The sequence below is a fragment of the Streptomyces sp. NPDC026417 genome, assembly GCF_055567695.1.
Window position 1 is genome coordinate 127907 of the sequence record NZ_JBVHPY010000011.1, and the last position, 20732, is coordinate 148638.

Annotated in this window: 24 protein-coding genes, 1 tRNA gene and 1 riboswitch; of the genes, 15 read left to right on the plus strand and 10 right to left on the minus strand. The window is 69.9% G+C overall.

Annotated elements, in window-relative coordinates:
- Positions 1–151: 151 nt before the first annotated feature.
- The gene (locus ACZ4NT_RS19145) at positions 152–1480 is read right to left on the minus strand and encodes a nicotinate phosphoribosyltransferase (RefSeq protein WP_121402699.1); all 1329 of its coding nucleotides are present in this window, start codon (positions 1478–1480) and stop codon (positions 152–154) included.
- A gap of 80 nt (positions 1481–1560) precedes the next feature.
- Between ACZ4NT_RS19145 and clpS the strand changes: the two genes are divergently transcribed.
- The 7 genes from clpS to ACZ4NT_RS19180 all read left to right on the plus strand — a co-directional run bounded on the left by clpS (position 1561) and on the right by ACZ4NT_RS19180 (position 6382).
- Entirely contained in the window at positions 1561–1878 is a 318-nt protein-coding gene (gene clpS, locus ACZ4NT_RS19150; RefSeq protein WP_121402701.1) for an ATP-dependent Clp protease adapter ClpS, read from the plus strand.
- Positions 1879–1958: 80 nt separating this feature from the next.
- The gene (locus ACZ4NT_RS19155) at positions 1959–2564 is read left to right on the plus strand and encodes a DUF2017 domain-containing protein (protein ID WP_467726465.1); all 606 of its coding nucleotides are present in this window, start codon (positions 1959–1961) and stop codon (positions 2562–2564) included.
- A 332-nt stretch (positions 2565–2896) separates the two neighbouring features.
- On the plus strand, positions 2897–4339 hold the full coding sequence (locus ACZ4NT_RS19160) for an amino acid permease (RefSeq protein ID WP_121402705.1): 1443 nt from the start codon (positions 2897–2899) through the stop codon (positions 4337–4339).
- A gap of 91 nt (positions 4340–4430) precedes the next feature.
- Positions 4431–4853, plus strand: coding sequence for a M67 family metallopeptidase (locus ACZ4NT_RS19165; RefSeq protein ID WP_121402706.1), 423 nt, complete (start codon positions 4431–4433; stop codon positions 4851–4853).
- Positions 4854–4932: 79 nt separating this feature from the next.
- Positions 4933–5034 (plus strand): putative leader peptide, encoded by a 102-nt coding sequence (locus ACZ4NT_RS19170; RefSeq protein ID WP_356134259.1) that lies wholly within the window; start codon positions 4933–4935, stop codon positions 5032–5034.
- A gap of 113 nt (positions 5035–5147) precedes the next feature.
- Positions 5148–5426, plus strand: a complete 279-nt coding sequence (locus ACZ4NT_RS19175; protein WP_121402709.1) for a MoaD/ThiS family protein — start codon at positions 5148–5150, stop codon at positions 5424–5426.
- A 5-nt stretch (positions 5427–5431) separates the two neighbouring features.
- Entirely contained in the window at positions 5432–6382 is a 951-nt protein-coding gene (locus tag ACZ4NT_RS19180) for a cysteine synthase (protein WP_121402710.1), read from the plus strand.
- Between the two features lie 130 nt (positions 6383–6512).
- Here ACZ4NT_RS19180 and ACZ4NT_RS19185 read toward each other — a convergent pair whose 3' ends face one another.
- Entirely contained in the window at positions 6513–6980 is a 468-nt protein-coding gene (locus ACZ4NT_RS19185; protein ID WP_467726468.1) for a type II toxin-antitoxin system PemK/MazF family toxin, read from the minus strand.
- 238 nt (positions 6981–7218) lie between these two features.
- Here ACZ4NT_RS19185 and ACZ4NT_RS19190 point away from each other — a divergent pair, with 238 nt between their 5' ends.
- Positions 7219–7971, plus strand: a complete 753-nt coding sequence (locus ACZ4NT_RS19190; protein ID WP_121402712.1) for an MBL fold metallo-hydrolase — start codon at positions 7219–7221, stop codon at positions 7969–7971.
- 61 nt (positions 7972–8032) lie between these two features.
- On the opposite strand, the gene ACZ4NT_RS19195 is transcribed toward ACZ4NT_RS19190, so the two are convergent.
- Positions 8033–9298 (minus strand): PTS transporter subunit EIIC, encoded by a 1266-nt coding sequence (locus ACZ4NT_RS19195; RefSeq protein ID WP_467726470.1) that lies wholly within the window; start codon positions 9296–9298, stop codon positions 8033–8035.
- 238 nt (positions 9299–9536) lie between these two features.
- Entirely contained in the window at positions 9537–10823 is a 1287-nt protein-coding gene (locus ACZ4NT_RS19200) for a PTS transporter subunit EIIC (protein WP_121402715.1), read from the minus strand.
- A 121-nt stretch (positions 10824–10944) separates the two neighbouring features.
- On the opposite strand from ACZ4NT_RS19200, the gene ACZ4NT_RS19205 reads away from it, so the two are divergent.
- The 4 genes from ACZ4NT_RS19205 (at position 10945) to rdgB (ending at position 13286) form a co-directional block, all read left to right on the plus strand.
- On the plus strand, positions 10945–11232 hold the full coding sequence (locus ACZ4NT_RS19205) for a PTS glucose/sucrose transporter subunit IIB (protein WP_121402717.1): 288 nt from the start codon (positions 10945–10947) through the stop codon (positions 11230–11232).
- Between the two features lie 74 nt (positions 11233–11306).
- Positions 11307–12041 carry a ribonuclease PH gene (gene rph, locus ACZ4NT_RS19210; protein ID WP_121402719.1) on the plus strand — a complete coding sequence of 245 codons (735 nt, stop codon included), beginning with the start codon at positions 11307–11309 and terminating at the stop codon, positions 12039–12041.
- Positions 12042–12124: 83 nt separating this feature from the next.
- On the plus strand, positions 12125–12517 hold the full coding sequence (locus ACZ4NT_RS19215; protein WP_121402721.1) for a hypothetical protein: 393 nt from the start codon (positions 12125–12127) through the stop codon (positions 12515–12517).
- Between the two features lie 166 nt (positions 12518–12683).
- Positions 12684–13286, plus strand: coding sequence for an RdgB/HAM1 family non-canonical purine NTP pyrophosphatase (gene rdgB, locus ACZ4NT_RS19220; RefSeq protein ID WP_121402723.1), 603 nt, complete (start codon positions 12684–12686; stop codon positions 13284–13286).
- Positions 13287–13342: 56 nt separating this feature from the next.
- Here the strand turns inward: rdgB and ACZ4NT_RS19225 are convergent.
- From ACZ4NT_RS19225 to bcp, 5 genes are all read right to left on the minus strand, one after another.
- A tRNA-Leu gene (locus ACZ4NT_RS19225) sits at positions 13343–13426 on the minus strand.
- An 85-nt stretch (positions 13427–13511) separates the two neighbouring features.
- A complete protein-coding gene (locus ACZ4NT_RS19230; RefSeq protein ID WP_467726473.1) occupies positions 13512–14174 on the minus strand; it encodes an HNH endonuclease signature motif containing protein in 663 nt (220 codons plus the stop codon).
- Positions 14171–14824, minus strand: coding sequence for an HNH endonuclease signature motif containing protein (locus ACZ4NT_RS19235; protein ID WP_467726474.1), 654 nt, complete (start codon positions 14822–14824; stop codon positions 14171–14173). Before ACZ4NT_RS19235 ends, ACZ4NT_RS19230 begins: the two co-directional genes overlap by 4 nt.
- A gap of 75 nt (positions 14825–14899) precedes the next feature.
- Positions 14900–16408, minus strand: coding sequence for a glycine betaine/L-proline transporter ProP (gene proP, locus ACZ4NT_RS19240; protein WP_467726476.1), 1509 nt, complete (start codon positions 16406–16408; stop codon positions 14900–14902).
- A gap of 108 nt (positions 16409–16516) precedes the next feature.
- Positions 16517–16984 (minus strand): thioredoxin-dependent thiol peroxidase, encoded by a 468-nt coding sequence (gene bcp, locus ACZ4NT_RS19245; protein WP_121402729.1) that lies wholly within the window; start codon positions 16982–16984, stop codon positions 16517–16519.
- A 166-nt stretch (positions 16985–17150) separates the two neighbouring features.
- Between bcp and ACZ4NT_RS19250 the strand changes: the two genes are divergently transcribed.
- From ACZ4NT_RS19250 to ACZ4NT_RS19260, 3 genes are all read left to right on the plus strand, one after another.
- Entirely contained in the window at positions 17151–17489 is a 339-nt protein-coding gene (locus tag ACZ4NT_RS19250) for a DUF3618 domain-containing protein (RefSeq protein WP_121402731.1), read from the plus strand.
- Between the two features lie 43 nt (positions 17490–17532).
- The gene (locus ACZ4NT_RS19255) at positions 17533–17877 is read left to right on the plus strand and encodes a GroES family chaperonin (protein WP_121402733.1); all 345 of its coding nucleotides are present in this window, start codon (positions 17533–17535) and stop codon (positions 17875–17877) included.
- 47 nt (positions 17878–17924) lie between these two features.
- Positions 17925–17994, plus strand: a riboswitch (guanidine-III (ykkC-III) riboswitch).
- A 30-nt stretch (positions 17995–18024) separates the two neighbouring features.
- The gene (locus tag ACZ4NT_RS19260; RefSeq protein WP_121402735.1) at positions 18025–18345 is read left to right on the plus strand and encodes a DMT family transporter; all 321 of its coding nucleotides are present in this window, start codon (positions 18025–18027) and stop codon (positions 18343–18345) included.
- An 11-nt stretch (positions 18346–18356) separates the two neighbouring features.
- Here the strand turns inward: ACZ4NT_RS19260 and ACZ4NT_RS19265 are convergent, their stop codons facing one another.
- Positions 18357–20729, minus strand: coding sequence for a transglycosylase domain-containing protein (locus ACZ4NT_RS19265; RefSeq protein WP_467726478.1), 2373 nt, complete (start codon positions 20727–20729; stop codon positions 18357–18359).
- Positions 20730–20732: the final 3 nt, after the last annotated feature.

Here is a 20732-nt window from a genome sequence, read left to right on the forward strand (position 1 = left end):
CCTTGGGGGGGGGGGGGGGGGGGGGCGTTTTGTTGTTGCGGGGAGGGGGGGGGCTTTGTTTTGCGTCCCCGCCAACCTTTTGTTCATGTGCGACCACGCGGCCGGGGGGGGGGCCCCCCCCCCCCCCCCCCGCGCCCCTCGGAGGTATTCCTCAGACGTATTCCGTCGGGATGACCGGCTCGCCGCGCGAGAGCTGGGTCGCCGACAGCGGCAGGTTCGCCCGGGCCGCCGCGTGCCGGCTGCGGACGACGTCCAGGGACTCGCGGGCCAGCACCCGGCCGCCCCTGACCAGCTCGACCAGCAGCAGGCGGTCGGCGAGTTCCTCGGGCACGGGCCCGGTGCCGATCACCTCGGCCTCCGCGACGCCGTACCTGTCCTGCCGGCGTGCGGCCCACTTGCGGCCGCCGACGGAGGTCTTGCCGCCCGTCGACTTCTTCGCCACCGGCTCCAGCGGGGCCTTCGGATCCGCCGACCCCGCGCGGGCCACCAGCTTGTAGACCATCGAGGACGTCGGGTGGCCGGATCCCGTCACCAGCTGGGTGCCGACGCCGTACGCGTCCACCGGCGCCGCCGCCAGCGAGGCGATCGCGTACTCGTCCAGGTCGGAGGTGACGACGATCTTCGTCTTGGCCGCGCCGAGCTCGTCCAGCTGCTGGCGCACCCGGTGCGCGACCATCAGCAGGTCCCCGGAGTCGATGCGCACGGCGCCCAGCTCCGGCCCCGCCACCTCGACCGCGGTACGGACGGCCTCGTCCACGTCGTAGGTGTCCACGAGCAGCGTGGTCCCCCGGCCGAGGGAGGTGACCTGGGCCTGGAAGGCGTCCCGCTCGCGGTCGTGCAGCAGCGTGAACGCGTGGGCGCTCGTCCCCACCGTGGGAATGCCGTAGCGGAAGCCCGCGGCCAGGTCGGAGGTGGTCGCGAAGCCGCCGACGTACGCGGCGCGCGCGGCGGCCACCGCGGCCAGCTCGTGGGTGCGGCGGGCGCCCATCTCGATGAGCGGCCGGCCGCCGGCGGCCGAGGACATCCGGGACGCGGCCGCCGCGATCGCGGAGTCGTGGTTCAGGATGGACAGGATCACGGTCTCCAGGAGCACGCACTCCGCGAAGGAGCCCTCGACCCGCAGGATCGGCGAGCCGGGGAAGTACACCTCGCCCTCGGGATAACCCCAGATGTCCCCGCCGAAGCGGTACGCCGCGAGCCACTCCAGGGTGGGCCGGTCGACGATCCCGTTCTCCTCCAGGAAGCCCAGCACGTCCGCGTCGAAGCGGAAGTTCTCGACCGCGTCCAGGACGCGCCCGGTGCCCGCCACCACGCCGTACCGACGGCCGTCCGGCAGCCGCCGGGTGAAGACCTCGAAGACCGAGCGCCGCTCGGCGGTCCCCCCTGCCAACGCGGCCTGCAGCATGGTCAGCTCGTACTGGTCCGTGAAGAGCGCCGTCGAGGGGACGTCCACCGGCAGCCCAAGGTCCGCTGTGTTCATGACGACGGATCGTACTCCCATCTCGTCACACTGACGATTTGTGGGTCTCGTTTGGCCGGGTGCCCCCCTCAGGTGGCAGCATGGGCGGTGTGACGGCTCCCGCACCCCTAGAGACCGAAAAGACAGAGTCGGCGGAGGAGGTCTTCGCCGTACCCGAGCCCGACGTCCCCTGGGTGACGATCGTCCACAACGACCCGGTCAACCTGATGAGCTACGTGGCCTACGTCTTCCAGACGTACTTCGGCTACTCCAAGGACAAGGCCACCAAGCTCATGCTCGACGTCCACCACAAGGGCCGGGCGGTCGTCTCCAGCGGCACGCGCGAGGAGATGGAGCGCGACGTGCAGGCCATGCACGGCTACGGTCTGTGGGCGACCCTTCAGCACGACCGGAAATGACCGCACCGGCCGCGGCGCGGCACCGCAGGGCCGAACCGGCCGACCGCAGCGCGCAGTACTGGAAGTAGCGACGCAACCTGATGCCAGGACACTTCGAACCGCTCCCCGGCGGCGGCGCGGCCGTCGCGCTCGACGAGGTCGAGATCTCCATCATCCGCTCGCTCGCCGTGCAGCTCCTGGAGCTCATCGGCCCCGGCCCCGCCGAGAACGCGCCCGACGACCCGCTCGCCGAGCTGTTCGCCGAGGGCCCCAGTGAACCGCCCGCCGACCCCGTGCTGCAACGCCTCTTCCCGGACGCCTACGGCGGCCCCGACGTCGACGCCCACTCGCCCGAGCAGGCCGAGGAGCAGCGCGCCCACTCCTCGGAGTTCCGCCGCTTCACGGAGAACGACCTGCGCGCGGGCAAGCGGGACAACGCGCTGACGGTGATCCGCTCCCTGGACGCGCTGACCCCGGCCGGGGACGGCGGCGCGATCCTCGAACTGTCGGCGCAGGAGTCCGAGCAGTGGCTGCGGGCCCTCAACGACCTGAGGCTGGCGATCGGCGCCCGGCTGGACCTCGTCGACGAGGAGGACACCGACCTCCTCTACCGGCTCCCGGACGAGGACCCGCGCAAGCCGATGGTGCTGGCCTATCTGTGGCTGGGCGGCCTCCAGGAGACCCTCGTGGAAACCCTTATGCCCTGACCTGTCACGACAAGCCACCCTCTGTTGTTCGCTCAGCGGACGCTCAAATCCGGATAACGATCGCGTCACCGCAGCCGCGTCCTATGGGGCGCGGCTCGACTTTTGTCCGGTTCTTCCTGTGGTGTGCGCCACGAACGCCTCCGCCGATCACTGTTGCGGCCGTGATAAATCTTCACGACCGCCCGACGGGACGACACCCATGTCCCGCCGGGTGCGCCACCGAGCCGGCGGATCGCCGGCCAGGCACAGGCTCCATCACATCCGGGGGGATCGGGACCCGATCCGAGGCCACGCAGACGGCTCGGGTCGGCATGGAGAAAGGCGCACCAACCATGACCTCATCGCAGGTCGACAAGCAGTACGACGGCAGTGAGGCCGTACAGAGCGCGGCGACCGACGAGGGCGAGGGCTACCAGCGCGGTCTCGGCGCCCGCCAGATCCAGATGATCGCCATCGGCGGCGCCATCGGCACCGGGCTGTTCCTCGGCGCCGGCAAGGGCATCTCGAAGGCGGGGCCCAGCCTGATCCTCGCCTACGCCATCGCGGGCGTGGTCATCTTCTTCATCATGCGGGCCCTCGGCGAACTGCTCATGTACCGGCCCGTGTCGGGCTCCTTCTCGGAGTACGCACGCGAGTTCATCGGCCCCTTCGCAGGCTTCGTGACCGGCTGGACGTACTGGCTGTTCTGGGTCATCACCGGCATGACCGAGGTCACGGCAGCCGCCCAGTACATGAAGTACTGGACCCACGACGGCGTCCCGCAATGGGTCACCGCACTGGTCTTCACGATCATCCTGTACGCCGCGAACCTCATCTCCGTGAAGCTCTTCGGCGAGCTGGAGTTCTGGTTCTCCATGGTCAAGGTCACCGCCATCGTCGGCATGATCCTGATCTGCGCCGGCATCCTCACCCTGGGCTTCTCCGACGCGGGCGACACGGCCTCGGTCAGCCACCTGTGGAGCGACGGCGGCTTCTTCCCGCACGGCGTCGGCAACACCCTGATGACCCTCCAGATGGTCATGTTCGCGTTCCTCGCGGTCGAGCTCGTCGGCGTCACCGCGGGCGAGTCCAAGGACCCGAAGACCGTTCTGCCCAAGGCCATCAACACCGTGCCGTGGCGCATCGCCGTCTTCTACGTCGGCGCCCTGATCATGATCCTCTCGGTCGTGCCGTGGACGCACTTCCAGCCGGGCGTCTCCCCGTTCGTCGCCGCCTTCGAGAAGATGGGCCTCGGCGTCGGTGCGGCCATCGTCAACTTCGTCGTCCTGACCGCCGCCCTGTCCTCCTGCAACTCCGGCATGTACTCCACCGGCCGCATGCTGCGCGACCTCGCGCTCAACGGCCAGGGCCCCCGCTTCTTCACCCGGCTCACCAAGAACGGCCTGCCCCTGATCGGCACCTCGTTCTCCGCCGCGATGATGCTGGTGGGCGTCTGGATCAACTACCAGTGGCCCGGCGAGGCGTTCAACTACGTCGTCTCCTTCGCCACCATCTCCGGCATGTGGGCCTGGATCATCATCCTGGTCTGCCAGATCCGCTACCGCCTGAAGTCCGACCGCGGCGAACTCCCGGTCTCCGAGTTCCGGGCCCCGGGCGGCATCTGGGCCAGCGTCTTCTCGCTCGCCTTCATCGGCATGGTGATCGTGATGATGGGCATCGACAAGGACGCCCGCATCTCGCTCTACTGCGCCCCGCTGTGGGCCCTGATCCTGGGCGTCTCCTACCTGGTGCTCAAGAGCCGCGACCCGCAGGCCGCCGCCTTCGCCAAGCGCTGACGACAGCGGAAGCCGGCCCACGCGTCCGGCATCCGGGCCGCCCCGTACCACCCTTCGGTACGGGGCGGCCCTTCTGCTTATCCTGACCGGCATGCTGACCATCACCCAGGAGCTCTTCGACCAGATCGTCGCGCACGCGCGGCAGGACCACCCCGACGAGGCCTGCGGCGTCGTCGCGGGCCCGGCCGGCTCGGACCGCCCGGAGCGGTTCATCCCGATGCTGAACGCGGCCCGCTCGCCCACCTTCTACGAGTTCGACTCGGGCGACCTGCTCAAGCTGTACCGCGAGATGGACGACCGCGACGAGGAACCGGTCGTCATCTACCACTCCCACACGGCGACCGAGGCCTACCCCTCCCGCACCGACATCTCCTACGCCAACGAGCCCGGCGCGCACTACGTCCTGGTCTCCACGGCCGACGCCGACGAGGCGGGACCCTTCCAGTTCCGCTCCTACCGGATCGTCGAGGGCGAGGTCACGGAGGAGGAGGTCACCGTGGTGGAAAGCTACTGATCCCGCATTCCGGTCAGAATTCATCCACCATTCGAGATCACACTCCGGGACCCCGGCCGGGAATCGATACGATGAGCCCATGGTTTCCCACGACGTGAGCGAGAAGACGCCGGGCACGCTGCTCGTGGCGCGGCTGCACGTCGACCTGTGCAGGCTCAACAGCGCCCTCTGTCCGCGCTGACTCCTGCCGCCGTACGGCCGTGGAGCCGCGGCGTCCCCCTCGCGTCCCGCTACGCACGCAGCGCCGCCGCGCGCCCACCGACCCGACTTTCCTCCCGACAGGAGCCCGCAATCATGGCCATCGAGGTCCGCATCCCCACCATCCTCCGCACCTACACCGACGGCCGGAAGGCCGTCGAGGGCGGCGGGGAGACCCTCGCCGAGCTCTTCGCCGACCTCGAGACCCGGCACACGGGCATCCAGGCCCGGATCGTCGACGGCGGCGAGCTGCGCCGCTTCGTCAACGTCTACCTGAACGACGAGGACGTCCGCTTCCTCGACGGCATCAACACCAAGCTGACCGACGGCGACAACGTCACGATCCTGCCGGCCGTGGCCGGCGGCATGGCCTGATCGGTATGCGCTACGACTCCCCGCTGGCCGCGGTGGGCAACACCCCTCTGGTGCGCCTGCCGCGGCTGTCGCCGTCCGAGGACGTGCGCATCTGGGCCAAGCTGGAGGACCGCAACCCCACCGGCTCGGTCAAGGACCGCCCGGCCCTCCACATGATCGAACAGGCGGAGAAGGACGGCCGGCTCACGCCCGGCTGCACCATCCTGGAGCCGACCTCCGGCAACACCGGCATCTCGCTCGCCATGGCCGCCAAGCTCAAGGGCTACCGCATCGTCTGCGTCATGCCCGAGAACACCTCGCAGGAGCGCCGCGACCTGCTGGCCATGTGGGGCGCCGAGATCATCTCGTCCCCGGCGGCGGGCGGCTCCAACACGGCGGTACGCGTCGCCAAGGAGCTCTCGGCCGAGCACCCGGACTGGGTGATGCTCTACCAGTACGGCAACCCCGACAACGCGGGCGCCCACTACGCCACGACCGGCCCGGAGATCCTCGCCGACCTCCCCTCGATCACGCACTTCGTCGCCGGCCTCGGCACCACCGGCACCCTCATGGGCGTCGGCCGGTTCCTGCGCGAGCACCGGCCCGGCGTCAGGATCGTCGCCGCAGAGCCGCGCTACGACGACCTGGTCTACGGCCTGCGCAACCTCGACGAGGGCTTCGTCCCCGAGCTGTACGACGCCTCCGTCCTCACCACCCGCTTCTCCGTCGGCTCGGCGGACGCCGTCACCCGGACCCGGGAGCTGCTCCAGCAGGAGGGCATCTTCGCCGGTGTCTCCACCGGCGCCGCCCTCCACGCGGCGATCGGGGTCGGCAGGAAGGCGGTGGCGGCCGGAGAGTCCGCCGACATCGTCTTCGTCGTGGCCGACGGCGGCTGGAAGTACCTGTCGACGGGCGTCTACACGGCCGCGACCACGGAAGAGGCCATCGAGACGCTGCACGGACAGCTCTGGGCCTAGGCAGAGGGCTCCGAAAGCGCGCGCCGGAGGGGCCGGGGAACACCCGGTCCGTCCGGTGTCCGGCGTCCGGCCTTCGCGACCCGGGACCCCGGCCCCGCACGGACGGCCGCGGCGGGACCCGCCGGGACGGTCACGACAGGTGGCGCACCCGGTCCCACAGCACGGGGTCCACGATCCCCACCCGCCGCCGGAAGTCCCCCACCGGAACGTGCCGCAACTCGTCCGTCTCCAGGAAACTGGGCCTGCCGTGGGCATCGCCCACCGATCCCGGGGGCAGCGGGATCACTCCGGCCCGCTCGTCGTGGTACTTGCTGGTGATCTTCGCGACCGTGGCCCGGCCCCCGCGCACGGACAGCACCAGGCAGGGCCGGTCCTTCGCGCCGGGCGCGTCCTCGTAGGGCACGTTCGCCCACCAGATCTCCGCGGGCCGCGGCTTCGGCACCCGCCCCCGCGGCCTGGGCGTCCGGCCGGTCGGCCGGCCCGGCGGACGCGTACGCCCCGGCGGCCGGCGCCCGCGGCGCCCCCAGCCGTCGACCAGCGTCGCAACCAGCGCGAGCAGCACCACGGCCACCAGGGCGAGCCACCAGGACGTGTCCATACCGTAGAAGGTACCGGCGCGCACCTCCGCCCGCCGCCCCTGCCGCCGCCCCCGCCCGGTGGCCCGCCCGCCCCACGTCCATCCGAACCGGTGACAGCACAGGTGAGTTCGCCCACAACGGCCCCTGGCGGAGGAGCGACGGGACCTTTTGCGCCTTACGCTCGACGGACCGCACGACCCCCGTTCCCGTTTCGTTTCTGCCTTTGCATTTCCCGCCAGCGCGGAGGTTCCAGCTCTCATGAAGCTCACCGTCGTCGGCTGCTCGGGGTCGTTCCCGTCCGCGGAATCGGCCTGCTCGAGCTACCTCGTCGAGGCCGACGGCTTCCGGCTGCTCCTCGACATGGGCAACGGTGCCCTGGGCGAGCTGCAGCGCCACTGCGGTCTCTACGACCTCGACGCGATCTTCCTCAGCCATCTGCACGCCGACCACTGCATCGACATGTGCGCGTACTTCGTCGCGCGCTACTACCGCCACGACGGCGGACGCTGCGGCCCGATCCCCGTCTTCGGACCCGAGGGCACCGAGCAGCGGCTGACCACCGCCTACGCGGACACGCCCTCCGCCTCCTCGATGAGCGAGGTCTTCGACTTCCACACGGTCAAGCCGGGCACCTTCGAGATCGGCCCGTTCACCGTGCACACGGAGAAGGTGCGCCATCCCGTGGAGGCGTACGGCATCCGGGTCGAGCACGGCGGCCGGTCGCTGACGTATTCCGGGGACACCGGAGTGAGCGACACCCTGGACCAACTGGCCCGTGACAGCGACCTGTTCCTCTGCGAGGCGGCGTTCACGCACGGCAAGGAGAACATCCCCGACCTCCACCTCAACGGCCGCGAGGCGGGTGAGACGGCCGCCCGCGCGGGCGCCCGCCGGCTGGTCCTCACCCACATCCCCCCGTGGACGGACCCCCAGGCCAACCTGGCGGACGCCCGGGCCGCGTACGACGGCCCGGTGGAACTGGCGGTGCCCCGCAGGTCCTACGAGGTGTAGCCCCCCGCACACACGAGAAGGCCCCCGGAGCGGACTCCGGGGGCCTTCTGCGGTGGCTCGTCTACTTGGCCTCCGCCTTCTGGAGCTCCGCCAGTTCCTCGTCGGACTCGCGGCCCGGCGTCGGCAGGTTCCACTTCGTGATCGCGAAGCGGAAGACGGCGTAGTAGACCGCGGCGAAGCACAGGCCGACCAGGACCAGCCCCCACGGGTTGGTCGCGATGCCGAGGTTCAGGCCGAAGTCGACCGCGCCGGCCGAGAAGCCGAAGCCGTCCTTCATGCCGAGCGCCCAGGTCAGCGCCATCGAGACACCGGTGAGGACCGCGTGGATCGCGTACAGGGCCGGCGCGATGAACATGAAGGTGAACTCGATCGGCTCCGTGACGCCCGTGACGAACGAGGTCAGTGCGAGCGAGAACATCATGCCGCCGACGACCTTGCGGCGCTCGGGGCGGGCGCAGTGCACGATGGCGAGGCAGGCTGCGGGCAGCGCGAACATCATGATCGGGAAGAAGCCGGTCATGAACTGTCCGGCGGTCGGGTCACCGGCGAGGAAGCGCGAGATGTCGCCGCTCTTGCCCTCGTACGAACCGGCCTGGAACCAGGGGAAGGAGTTCAGCAGGTGGTGCATGCCGATCGGGATGAGCGCACGGTTGGCGACACCGAAGATGCCCGCGCCGACGGCGCCGGAACCGACCAGCCACTCACCGAAGTTGTGCAGGCCCGTACCGAGCGCCGGCCAGATGTAGCCGAAGACGACACCGATGACGAGGCCCGCGAAGGCGGAGAGGATCGGGACGAGGCGGCGGCCGCCGAAGAAGCCCGCCCAGTCGGGCAGCTTGGTCCGGTAGAACTTCTGGTACAGCAGGGCCACGACTATGCCCATGACCACACCGCCGAGGACCTTGGCGTCCACGGCCGCGTCGACCATGACGACCTTGCCGTCGACGACCGTTGCGACCTTCGGCAGGTTCTTGTCGGTGAACGTGGCGAGCACGTTCTTGAAGACGAGGTAGCCGACCACGGCCGCGAGGGCGGTGGAGCCGTCCGACTTCTTCGCGAAACCGATCGCGATACCCACGGCGAACAGCAGCGCCATGTTGTCGAGGATGGCGTTGCCACCGGCCGACATGAAGCCGGCGATCTTGGTGAGGAACCCGGGGAACGACTCGCGTCCCAGCATGTCGGTGTTGCCGAGGCGCACCAGGAGCGCGGCGGCGGGCAGGACGGCGACCGGAAGCATCAGGCTGCGGCCGATGCGCTGCAGAACAGCCATCGCGCCGGCACCCTTCTTCTTCTCGGCCGCGGGAGCGGCGCTGGCCGTGGACACAACTTCCTCCAGTGGGCAAGGCGCCGCCCGGGGACAGGGGGTTTGGGGAGCGGCGTGGTCTACACCACTCAGTGGTGTAGACCTGTTGTAGCACGGTGAAGGCTGGATAAGGAACCCGCGGATTTTGTGGCCTCGGCCATAGCGGAGGAAGTGGTTCCATACATGCCGAAGGGCCCCCGGACCAGGCAGGTCCGGGGGCCCTTCGGGCGGCCACGGGGCTCCGGGCCCCGTGGCGGCGCTACGCCTTGGTCGTGTCCTCGACCTCCTCCTCGGGCTCGCGCCCCGGAGTCTTCAGGTCGAACTTGGTGATCGCGAACCGGAAGATCGCGTAGTACACCGCGGCGAAGCACAGCCCGATCGGAACGATCGCCCACGGCCTGGTCGCCAGGTTCCAGTTGATGACGTAGTCGATCAGGCCCGCCGAGAAGCTGAATCCGTCGTGCACCCCCAGCCCCCAGGTCACCGCCATCGAGACACCCGTGAGCACCGCGTGGATCGCGTACAGCACCGGCGCGATGAAGAGGAACGAGTACTCGATGGGCTCCGTGATACCGGTCACGAACGACGTCAGCGCGACCGAGAGCATCAGACCGCCGATCTCCTTGCGGCGATGCGGCTTCGCGCAGTGCGTCATCGCCAGACAGGCGGCCGGCAGCGCGAACATCATGATCGGGAAGAAGCCCGAGGTGAACTGCCCCGCGTTCGGGTCGCCCGCCAGGAACATGTTGATGTCACCGTGCACCACCGTCCCGTCCGGCTTGGTGAAACTGCCGAACTGGAACCAGATGGGCACGTTCAGGAACTGGTGCAGACCGATCACCAGCAGCGCCCGGTTCGCCACACCGAAGACACCGGCACCCCACGCCCCGAGGCCCACCAGCCAGTCGCTGAAGTTCTCCAGCCCGTCACCGATCGGCGGCCACACCCACAGGCACAGCGCCGAGAACGCGATGGACACGAACGCCATGATGATCGGCACCAGCCGGCGGCCGTTGAAGAACCCGAGCCAGTCCACCAGCTTCGTACGGTGGAAACGCTGCCAGAAGTACGCCGACAGCAACCCGATCACGATGCCGCCGAAGACCCCGGGATTCTGGTACGTGAACTCCACCACGGAGTTGTCCTCCGCCTGGCAGCCCAGCTTGATCGCGATGCTGCCCGACGGACAGTCCTCCGGAAACGCGCGCAGCACGTTGTAGTAGACGAGGAAGCCCACCACCGCCGCCAGCGCCGTGGAACCGTCCGCCTTCTTCGCCATTCCGATGGCCACGCCCACGCAGAACAGCATCGGCAGCCCGAGCTGACCGTCGAGCAGCGCGCCACCCGCCGCCCCCATCACCTTGGAGACGTTGTCCCAGCCGAGCCCCTCCGCGCCGAACACGTCCGGCTGGCCGAGCCGGTTGAGAATGCCCGCCGCCGGCAGCACCGCGATGGGCAGCTGAAGACTCCGGCCCATCTTCTGGAGCCCCTGGAAGGCGGTGTTCCAGCGGGCGCGCGCTGGTGAGACGGCGCTGTCGGCACTCATGGGCGTCCTCCGGGAACAGGACCGGGTTTGGCGGCCGTTGAAAAGTGGTGTAGACCAGTTGCGAACGGTGAGCTGTCGTGATCGTCATCTTTCGGCACGGACACCATGACCGCTCGCGAAGATGGGCCAACTGTGGGTTACTGCGACAAAAGCGGTTCGGATCAGGGAGAAGGACATGGCCACCAAGGCTGAGAAGATCGTTGCCGGGCTCGGCGGCATCGAGAACATCGAAGAGGTCGAGGGCTGCATCACCCGCCTCCGCACCGAGGTCGTCGACCCCGGCAAGGTCGACGAGGCCGCCCTGAAGGCCGCCGGCGCCCACGGCGTCGTCAAGATGGGCACCGCCATCCAGGTCGTCATCGGCACCGACGCGGACCCCATCGCAGCCGACATCGAAGACATGATGTGAGCAGCTGAACCCCCGAGGGGCCGCTTCCCGTACCCGGAGCGGCCCCTCGCCCGTATACGGCTAGGCTCGTCGCCATGTCTCGAATCGACGGCCGCACCCCCGACCAGCTCCGCCCCATCACCATCGAGCGCGGCTGGAGCAAGCACGCCGAGGGCTCCGTCCTCGTCTCCTTCGGCGACACCAAGGTCTTCTGCACCGCCTCCGTCACCGAAGGCGTCCCCCGCTGGCGCAAGGGCAGCGGCGAGGGCTGGGTCACCGCCGAGTACTCCATGCTGCCCCGCTCCACCAACACCCGCGGCGACCGCGAATCCGTCCGCGGCAGGATCGGCGGCCGCACCCACGAGATCAGCCGCCTCATCGGCCGCTCCCTGCGCGCCGTCATCGACTACAAGGCCCTCGGCGAGAACACCATCGTCCTCGACTGCGACGTCCTCCAGGCCGACGGCGGCACCCGCACCGCCGCCATCACCGGCGCCTACGTCGCCCTCGCCGACGCCGTCGCCTGGGCCCAGGGCAGGAAGCTCGTCAAGGCCGGCCGCCAGCCCCTCACCGGCACCGTCTCCGCCGTCTCCGTCGGCATCGTCGCCGGCGTCCCCCTCCTCGACCTCTGCTACGAGGAGGACGTCAAGGCCGACACCGACATGAACGTCGTCTGCACCGGCGACGGACGCTTCGTCGAGGTCCAGGGCACCGCGGAGGCCGAGCCCTTCGACCGCAAGGAACTCAACGCCCTGCTCGACCTGGCCGTCTCGGGCTGCGACGAACTGGCCGCCGCACAACGCGCCGCCCTCGAGGCAACCACGCGCTAGCCGTTCGCGTTCTTAGGGGTACGGACGCACGGCCCCGCCGTGCGTCCGCCGACCACATCATGCCCACGGGGAGGGACCGTTCCATGGCTTCGCGCCACCGCCGCCGCACCGCGGTATTCGCCGTCGTCGCCGCACTCGTCGCCGTTCCGGCGGCCGTCGGCTGCGACGCCGTCAACAAGGCCCTGGACTGCGTCCAGACCGCAGACGCCATAGCCGACAGCGTCACCGACCTCCAACAAGCCGTCGAGAACGCGGCCGACGACCCGACGCAGACGGACGAGTCCCTCACCTCCATCGAGCAGAACCTCGACAAGATCGGCGACACCACCGACAACGCCGACGTCGACAAGGCCGTCGACGACCTCGGCCGAGCCGTCGACAACGTCCGCACCGCCATCAAGAACGGCGACGACACCCCCGACATCAGCCCGGTCACCGACGCCGCCGGCGAACTGACGAAGGTCTGCACGCCGTAGCACCGGCACACCGACGACGACCTCCCCGCCGTACCACCGGCGAACCGTCAACGGCCCGCCCGCCACCGCAACACCGGCGAACCGACGACGGCCCGCCCGCCCTTGACGCCGGCCACGTCCCCGGGCGGACCGCCCGGGCCCCGCGCACCCCTGGATACTGGTGCGCATGACCCGCCTGATCCTCGCCACCCGCAACGCCGGAAAGATCACCGAGCTGCACGCGATCCTCGCCGACGCAGGACTGCCCCACGACCTCGTCGGCGCGGACGCCTACCCCGACATCCCCGACGTCAAGGAAACCGGCGTCACCTTCGCCGAGAACGCCCTGCTCAAGGCGCACGCCCTCGCCCGGGCCACCGGACTGCCCGCCGTCGCCGACGACTCCGGCCTCTGCGTCGACGTCCTCGGCGGCGCCCCCGGCATCTTCTCCGCCCGCTGGGCCGGCCGCCACGGCGACGACGCGGCCAACCTCGACCTGCTCCTCGCCCAGCTCGGCGACATCGCCGACCCCCACCGCGGCGCCCACTTCGCCTGCGCGGCGGCGCTCGCCCTCCCGGACGGCACCGAACGCGTCGTCGAGGGCCAACTGCGCGGCACCCTGCGCACCGCCCCCTCCGGCACGAACGGCTTCGGCTACGACCCGATCCTCCAGCCGGACGGCGAGACCCGCACCTGCGCGGAACTCTCCCCCGAGGAGAAGAACGCGATCAGCCACCGCGGCAAGGCGTTCCGCGCCCTGGTACCGGTGGTACGGGAACTGCTGGGCTGAGACACGAAGAAGCCGTGGCGCCGACCCTTCGAGGCTGGCGCCACGGCTTCCCGCGGTGCGGCCGGTGGGACTCGAACCCACACGGGTGTGAACCCACTGGGACCTAAACCCAGCATGACTGCCAGTTCCATCACGGCCGCGCGCAGCCGGTGAGATGACTCGACCGGCGGCGATTCAGTGTACCGAGGACGGGCTGATCGGCGGAGGCCCGTGGGCAGACGCCCTCTACGTGCGGCGCCGTCGGCCCCCACGGCACCACGTGGCGGTGACCGCATGGCAGTTGGGGCAGAGCAGCCGCAGGTTCTCGCGCCGGTCGTCGCTCCAGTCCCCGTTGATGTGGTCGATCTCCAGCGTCATCGGCGCACCGAGCCACCGAGGGCCGGTACCGCACTCGGCGCATTCGTCGGGTACGCCGATCTCGTGGAGTGCGCGGCGCAGGAGTGCTGTTCTCGTCCTGCGCTGACCGCTGTGCCGGACGAGCACGTCCTCCGGCCGTTTCAGGGCCGTCGGACCGGGTTTGCCCCGCTGGTGAGCTTGTCCCAGAAAGTGCGAGGTGTCGATGCCGTACGCGCTGGTCAGCCGGGGAAGCAGCGCGCGCATCCTCGAGTCGACAGGGCGTTGCAGTGACCGGAGGGCTCCGGCGACGGAGGTCGATTGGCCGACTGCTCGCCGCAGCTCCTCCTCCGTCGGCAGATCCCGGTCCCCGCGGCGGCGGCTGCGGGGAAAGTGCGAGATGTCGATCCCGAAATGCTCGAATCGGCTGTAGAGATAACGGCGGAGATGCCCATAGGGCCGTGTGCCGAAGAAGGCGATGACCTCGTCGATGTCGGAGCACTGCTCGGCGGCCTCGATCAGCGCTGCGCGGGTGTACCGCTCTCCGCTGCTCATGCGCTGCCGCCCGCGGCGCGTCCCTTGTTGCGTCCTCGGTAACTGCCCGTGACCGCATGGCAGTTGGGGCACAGGAAACGGAGGTTCTCGATGCGGTTGTCCCGCCGGTTGCCGTCGACGTGATCGACCTCCAGGGGGAGCGGGCGTCCGCGCCAGACTGGTGCGATCCCGCAGCGTGCGCACCGTTCCGGCACCCCCAGAGCCGTCATCGCCGACTTGAGGCGGGTGCCGGGAACGCGTCGGGCACCACCGGCCGGCTCCTCGACGAGCAAGGTGTCCGGCGTGCGAGAGCGCCTGCTCTCCCCTCGCCGGGAAGGGGGCTGGAAGTGCGATGTGTCGATCCCGTACGCCTTGATGCGGCGGCTGATGTGCGTGTGATGGCCGCCGACGACTTCGAGTCCGAGCCGGCGCAGCACCTCGCACATGTTCGTCGAGGCCGCGACTGCCGCGGCGAGGACGTCCCGGGTCCACCGAACGCCCTCGCGCTCGAAATGGGAGGTGCTCACCCCGAGCTTCTTCATGCGCGCCTGGAGGTAGCGGCGCGTCGCACTCCCCGGATCCACCCCCAGCTTCTCAAGTGCTTCCGACAGGGTGCGTGACGTGCTTGCCGCTTGGTGCAGGCGGGTTCTCGTGTAGGGGCTGGTTCCCATGATTCCCTCCGTCCGGCCGCGTGTTCGCGGCTCGTACGGAGTAACGAACCGGCTGTCGGGCCGTCACGGAGGTGGTCAGAACCTCGGGGACGGGGCCTGCGCCTCGACCAGGGCGGCTGCTTCCTGGGGGGTGCCCACCGCCGGAGGGGAGCCGGCCAGGGGCTGCCGGGCCGTCTCCTTCATGCAGGCGACCGCGACGACGCCGACGAGGGCCGCGGCCATCGCGTAGTACGCGGGCATCATGTCGCTCCCGGTCACGCTGATGAGGGCGGTGATGACCAGCGGGGTCGTGCCGCCGAAGAGGGAGGCGGAGAGGTTGTAGCCGACCGAGAGGGAGCCGTACCGGACCTGGGTCGGGAAGAGCGCGGGCAGGGCCGCGGACATCGTGCCGAGCATGCAGACCAGGGAGAGGCCGAGCATCAGCATGCCCGCCGACACCGCCACCAGGCCGCCCTGCTTGACGAGCAGGAAGGCCGGTACGGACAGGACGAGGAAGCCGAGCATGCCGGCCATGAGCAGCGGCTTGCGGCCGTAGCGGTCGGAGAGGGTGCCCACCCGGTTGATGAGCAGCATCAGGACGAGCATGGTGGCGATCAGGATCAGCAGGCCGTGGGTCTCGCTGTAGCCCATCTCGTCGGACAGGTACGTCGGCATGTAGGACAGCAGCATGTAGTCGGTGATGTTGTACGCGCCGACCAGGCAGATGCAGAGGATCAGCGTCGGCCAGTGGTCCCGGAAGATCTTCGCGAGGTCGCCCTTGGCGGTCGTCTCGACGGTGGACGCCGCGTCGGTCGCCTTGTGGGCGGCCTCGTCCTCCAGCTTCCGGAAGGCGGGCGTCTCGTCGAGCTTCAGCCGCAGGTACAGGCCGACGAGGCCGATGGGTCCGGCGACCAGGAAGGGCACGCGCCAGCCCCAGGACTCCATGCCGCCGCTGCCGAGCAGCGAGGTCAGCAGGGTCACGAGGCCGGCCGCGCCGACGTACCCGGCGAGCGTGCCGAACTCCAGGAAGCTGCCGAAGAAGCCGCGGCGCTTGTCGGGCGCGTACTCGGCGATGAATGTCGACGCGCCGCCGTACTCGCCGCCCGTGGAGAAGCCCTGGACGAGCCGGAAGAGGATCAGCAGGACCGGGGACCAGAAGCCGATGGTGGCGTACGAGGGGATCAGGCCGATGGCGAAGGTGCCGACGGCCATCAGGATCATGGTGAGGGCGAGGACCTTCTTGCGGCCGATCCGGTCGCCCATCGGGCCGAAGACCATGCCGCCGACGGGCCGGACGAGGAAGGAGACGGCGAAGGTCGCGAACGACGAGAGAAGCTGGACGGTGCCGTTCCCGGACGGGAAGAAGACATGGCCGATGGTGACGGCGAGATAGCTGTAGATGCCGAAGTCGAACCACTCCATGGCATTGCCGAGCGAGGCCGCTTTCACGGCCCGCTTGACCGCCCGGTCGTCGGTGACCGTGATGTCGGTGCGCCGCAGTGGCGGGTTCCTGCGCCGCCTGACCGCACGGAAGAGGGTGCGGTGGCGCTTCACCGCGTCGGGGTCGGCGGTGACCCCGTGGGGCTCGGGCCCGGTGGCCGCCATGGAGGGATCCTCTCGTTGCTGGATCACTTGGTCCAGGGGATCACCTGCTCCATGGTGGCGACCGCAAACGAAGGTCCCCGGCGGGAGGGACCTTCGTCACAGGATCCGTCAGATTCCGAGGTCCTTGATGATCTTCGCCACGTGGCCGGTCGCCTTCACGTTGTACAGCGCCCGCTCGACCTTGCCCTCCTCGTCCACGATCACCGTGGAGCGGATGACCCCGACGACGGTCTTGCCGTACAGCTTCTTCTCGCCGAAGGCGCCGTACGCCTCCAGGACCGTCTTGTCGGGGTCGCCGACCAGGGTCACCTCGAGGGACTCCTTCTCGCGGAACTTGGCGAGCTTCTCGGGCTTGTCCGGGGAGACGCCGATGACGTCGTAGCCGGCGCCCGCCAGTACCTGGAGGTTGTCCGTGAAGTCGCAGGCCTGCTTGGTGCAGCCGGGGGTCAGGGCGGCGGGGTAGAAGTAGACGATGACCTTGCGGCCCTTGTGGTCGGCAAGGGACACGTCGTTGCCGTCGGCGTCCGGCAGGGTGAAGGCGGGGGCGGTGTCGCCGGGCTGGAGTCGCTCGCTCATCGGTACCTCACGTGGCAGGGGCGGGTTTCGGGGAACGAGCCTAATGCGCCCGCGCACGTCCAACAGGGGGTGCCGTGGGGTGCGATCGCCCATGAGCTGACAGACTGTCGACCAGAGACAGTCCGGAGTAACAGAGTTACGTCGCAACGACCACGGAGGCAGCGCGGTGTCGGATACGTCGGAAACGTCGGATACCAGGACTCCGGCGCAGATCGAGGCGGACATCAAACGCCGCCGGGAGGTCCTCGCCGAGACGCTGGACGAGATCGGTGTGCGGGTCCATCCCAAGACCATCGCCGGGGACGCCAAGGCCAAGATGGTCTCCCACATCGACCACACGCTCGGCCGCGCCTACGTGGGCGTGAACCGGGTGGTCGGCGATGTCCGGGGACAGTTCGTCACCGAGGAGGGCGCGCCGCGGCTGGAGCGCATCGTGCCGGTGGCGCTGCTGGCGGTGGGGCTGGTGGGTCTGCTCACGCTGACCCCGCGGCGCCGCAGGCGCTGACCCGATTGCGTACGGAAGTGGCCGGGACAGGTAGGTTCGTGGCGTGAGCGAGAAGAGCCATCACGACGACAAGCTGCCCATCCGGATGCTGCACGACCGTGTGCTCGTGCGGCAGGACGCGGCCGAGGGCGAGCGCCGTTCCGGCGGCGGCATCCTGATCCCCGCGACGGCGGCCGTGGGCCGGCGCCTGGCCTGGGCGGAGGTCGTGGCGGTCGGACAGAACGTGCGGACCGTCGAGCCGGGCGACCGGGTTCTCTACGATCCCGAGGACCGTGCCGAGGTCGAGGTGCGGGGTACCGCCTACGTCCTGATGCGTGAGCGCGACCTGCACGCGGTGGCCGCGGACCGCTTCGAGGGCTCCGAGGACTCCACGGGGCTGTACCTGTAGGCAGGCGCGTCGGGAGGGGCCGGTGACGGGTGTCACCGGCCCCTTTCGCGTTCCTTTGCTACGTTGGAGGGACCCGACGAGACGCGCCGTACCGGGACCTCGCAAAGACGACGCACCCCTGTTGATCCACTGACGGAGGTGCCTGTCATGGCCTGGATTCTGCTGTTCGCCGCCGGTCTGCTCGAAGTCGGCTGGTCGGTCGGGATGAAGTACACCGACGGTTTCACCCGGCCGGTGCCGAGCGTCCTGACGGGCGCGGGCATCGTGGCGAGCATGCTGCTGCTGTCGTACGCGGCCAGGTCCCTGCCGATCGGGACCGCCTACGGCGTCTGGGTCGGGATCGGTGCGGCCGGTGCGGCGGTGCTGGGCATGGTGGTGCTGGGGGAGCCGGTGACCGCCGCCCGGATCTTCTTCGTGTGCCTGCTGCTGGTGGCCGTGGTGGGGCTGAAGGCGACCTCGGGTCACTGAGGCCGCGCCCTCTAGGCGCGTCTGCCGGTGGGCCGGCCGAACAGGCCGGCCGCCGTGCCCGCCGTGTCGCCGCCGTCCGTCGTGCCGCCCGTGTCCGTCGTGCCGCCGTCCGCGGTGCCTCCGGTGTCCGTGCCGCCGCCGTCGGTGCCCCCGGTGTCGGTCGTGCCGCCGTCGGTGGCACCGCCGTCCGTGGTGGTGCCGCCCGTGGTGGGGGTGCTCCCGGTGGTGCCGCCGGTGGTGGGCGTGCCGCCGGTGTCCTGGCCGCCGGTGGTGGGGGAGGCGCCGGTGGTGCCGCCGGTGTCCTGGCCGCCGGTTCCGGGGGTCTGGCCGGTGGGCCCGGTCGACGGCGGTTGCGGCTGCTCCGCGCCCGCCTCCAGTTCCAGGTCGAAGTCCTCCACGGCGCTGCCGCGCAGGGCGGTCCGGGTGTACTGGGCCCAGATCTGCGCCGGGTAGCCGCCGCCGTTGATGCGTGCCTGGCCGAGGGCGCCGTACAGCGGCTCGTGCGCGCCCGTCTCGGGGTCCTGGCCCATCACGGAGACGACGGTGGCGAGGTCGGGCGTGTAGCCGGCGAACCAGGCCGCCTGGTCCTCCTCGGCGGTGCCGGTCTTGCCCGCGGCGGGCCGTCCCGCGGCCTGGGCCGCGGTACCGGTGCCGCCCTCGACGACGCTCTGCAGGACCGACGTGGTGGTGTCGGCGGCCTCCCGGTCGACGGCCTGCCGGGTGTTCCGGCCGGGCAGGTGCACGTCCTCGGCGCCGTCCTTGGTGATGTCCTCCACGAGCGTGTACGTGCCGTGCCTGCCGTGGTTGGCGAGCGTCGCGTAGGCCTGCGCCATGTCGAGGACGCTGGCGGTGGCCGGGCCGAGCGCGATGGACGGGGTGGCGGTCAGGTCGGGGGTGTTGGCGGGGACGCCGAGCGCGACGGCGGTGTTCTTGACCTTCTCGGGGCCTACGTCGACCGCCATCTGCGCGTACACCGCGTTGACGGACTTGTCGGTGGCGGTGCGCACGGTGATCGGCCCGTAGGAGACGTTGTCCTCGTTCTCGGGCGCGTAGGTGCCGCCGCTCCAGCCCTGGACGGGGCGCTTGTCGGTGCCGTCGTAGACGGTGTTCGGGGTGATCGTGCGGCCGTCCTGGGTCGTGGAGCCGTTCTGCACGGCCGAGGTGAAGACGAACGGCTTGAAGGTGGAGCCGACCTGGTAGTCGCGGCGGGTGGCGTTGTTGACGTACTGCTTGGTGTAGTCGATGCCGCCGTACATGGCGACGACCTTGCCGTTGGCGGGGTCGATGGAGACGCCGCCCGCGCGGACGTAGGTGTCGACCTTGCGGTTCTTCTTGTCGAGCCGGTCCATCACCTGGTCGTCGACGGCCTCGACGAAGGCGTTCTGCTTCTTCTTCTGGATGGTCGTCGTGATGCGGTAGCCGCCGGTGGCGAGGGTGTCCTCGTCGATGACCTTGTTCGAGGTCAGCCAGTCGCGCACGGCCTGGACGAGGTAGCCGCGCTGTCCGGACATGCCGGCGGAGCCCTTGGCCTCCCTGGGTGCGGGGAAGGCGACGCCGGCGCGGGCCGACGGGCTGAGCCACTCCTTCTTGACCATGCCGTCCAGGACGTAGTTCCAGCGGGCCACGGCCGCGGACTTGTTCTCGGGGTGCGCGATCACGTCGTACTCGCTGGGCGCGTTCAGCAGCGCGGCCAGGTAGGCGCCCTGGCCCACGCTCAGGTCCTGGGCGTCGACGCCGTAGTACGCCTGGGCGGCGGCCTGGATGCCGTAGGCGTTGCGGCCGAAGTAGCTGGTGTTGAGGTAGCCCTCCAGGATGTCGTCCTTGCTCTTCTCGCGGTCCAGCTTGATGGAGATGAAGAACTCCTTCACCTTCCGCGAGACGGTCTGCTCCTGGCCGAGGTAGTAGTTCTTCACGTACTGCTGGGTGATCGTCGAGCCGGACTGCCTGCCCTTGCCGGTGACGGTGTTCCAGCCGGCGCGGATCATCGCCTTGGGGTCGACGGCCGACTCGGTGTAGAAGTCCCGGTCCTCGGCGGCTAGCACCGCGTGCTGGGTGCCCTTGGCGATCTGGGCGAGCGTCACGTTCTCCCGGTTGACCTCGCCGTCGCGGGCGAGCTGGCTGCCGTCCGCGTACAGGTACACGTTGCTCTGCTTGACCGCGGCGGCGTTCGCCGGCGGGATCTTGACCAGGTAGTAGCCGAGCGCGAAGAGGCCGACGAAGAGGAGGATGACGCCGACGAACGTGCCGAGCACCATCCGCCAGGTGGGGATCAGCCGACGCCAGCCGGTGCGCCGGGGCTTCTTTCCGGACGCCGGCGGAGCCTGTCCGGGCTCGTCGGGCGGCCCGCCCTGGCTGCTGTCCTGCGGCTGCGGCTCGTCGCTCATCTC

Bases quoted from the DNA above. Each gene is read 5' to 3' on its own strand.
- ACZ4NT_RS19145 (WP_121402699.1), bottom strand. From the start codon at position 1,480: ATGAACACAGCGGACCTTGGGCTGCCGGTGGACGTCCCCTCGACGGCG.
- clpS (WP_121402701.1), top strand. From the start codon at position 1,561: ATGGGCGGTGTGACGGCTCCCGCACCCCTAGAGACCGAAAAGACAGAG.
- ACZ4NT_RS19155 (WP_467726465.1), top strand. From the start codon at position 1,959: ATGCCAGGACACTTCGAACCGCTCCCCGGCGGCGGCGCGGCCGTCGCG.
- ACZ4NT_RS19160 (WP_121402705.1), top strand. From the start codon at position 2,897: ATGACCTCATCGCAGGTCGACAAGCAGTACGACGGCAGTGAGGCCGTA.
- ACZ4NT_RS19165 (WP_121402706.1), top strand. From the start codon at position 4,431: ATGCTGACCATCACCCAGGAGCTCTTCGACCAGATCGTCGCGCACGCG.
- ACZ4NT_RS19170 (WP_356134259.1), top strand. From the start codon at position 4,933: ATGGTTTCCCACGACGTGAGCGAGAAGACGCCGGGCACGCTGCTCGTG.
- ACZ4NT_RS19175 (WP_121402709.1), top strand. From the start codon at position 5,148: ATGGCCATCGAGGTCCGCATCCCCACCATCCTCCGCACCTACACCGAC.
- ACZ4NT_RS19180 (WP_121402710.1), top strand. From the start codon at position 5,432: ATGCGCTACGACTCCCCGCTGGCCGCGGTGGGCAACACCCCTCTGGTG.
- ACZ4NT_RS19185 (WP_467726468.1), bottom strand. From the start codon at position 6,980: ATGGACACGTCCTGGTGGCTCGCCCTGGTGGCCGTGGTGCTGCTCGCG.
- ACZ4NT_RS19190 (WP_121402712.1), top strand. From the start codon at position 7,219: ATGAAGCTCACCGTCGTCGGCTGCTCGGGGTCGTTCCCGTCCGCGGAA.
- ACZ4NT_RS19200 (WP_121402715.1), bottom strand. From the start codon at position 10,823: ATGAGTGCCGACAGCGCCGTCTCACCAGCGCGCGCCCGCTGGAACACC.
- ACZ4NT_RS19205 (WP_121402717.1), top strand. From the start codon at position 10,945: ATGGGCCAACTGTGGGTTACTGCGACAAAAGCGGTTCGGATCAGGGAG.
- rph (WP_121402719.1), top strand. From the start codon at position 11,307: ATGTCTCGAATCGACGGCCGCACCCCCGACCAGCTCCGCCCCATCACC.
- ACZ4NT_RS19215 (WP_121402721.1), top strand. From the start codon at position 12,125: ATGGCTTCGCGCCACCGCCGCCGCACCGCGGTATTCGCCGTCGTCGCC.
- rdgB (WP_121402723.1), top strand. From the start codon at position 12,684: ATGACCCGCCTGATCCTCGCCACCCGCAACGCCGGAAAGATCACCGAG.
- ACZ4NT_RS19230 (WP_467726473.1), bottom strand. From the start codon at position 14,174: ATGAGCAGCGGAGAGCGGTACACCCGCGCAGCGCTGATCGAGGCCGCC.
- ACZ4NT_RS19235 (WP_467726474.1), bottom strand. From the start codon at position 14,824: ATGGGAACCAGCCCCTACACGAGAACCCGCCTGCACCAAGCGGCAAGC.
- proP (WP_467726476.1), bottom strand. From the start codon at position 16,408: ATGGCGGCCACCGGGCCCGAGCCCCACGGGGTCACCGCCGACCCCGAC.
- bcp (WP_121402729.1), bottom strand. From the start codon at position 16,984: ATGAGCGAGCGACTCCAGCCCGGCGACACCGCCCCCGCCTTCACCCTG.
- ACZ4NT_RS19260 (WP_121402735.1), top strand. From the start codon at position 18,025: ATGGCCTGGATTCTGCTGTTCGCCGCCGGTCTGCTCGAAGTCGGCTGG.
- ACZ4NT_RS19265 (WP_467726478.1), bottom strand. From the start codon at position 20,729: ATGAGCGACGAGCCGCAGCCGCAGGACAGCAGCCAGGGCGGGCCGCCC.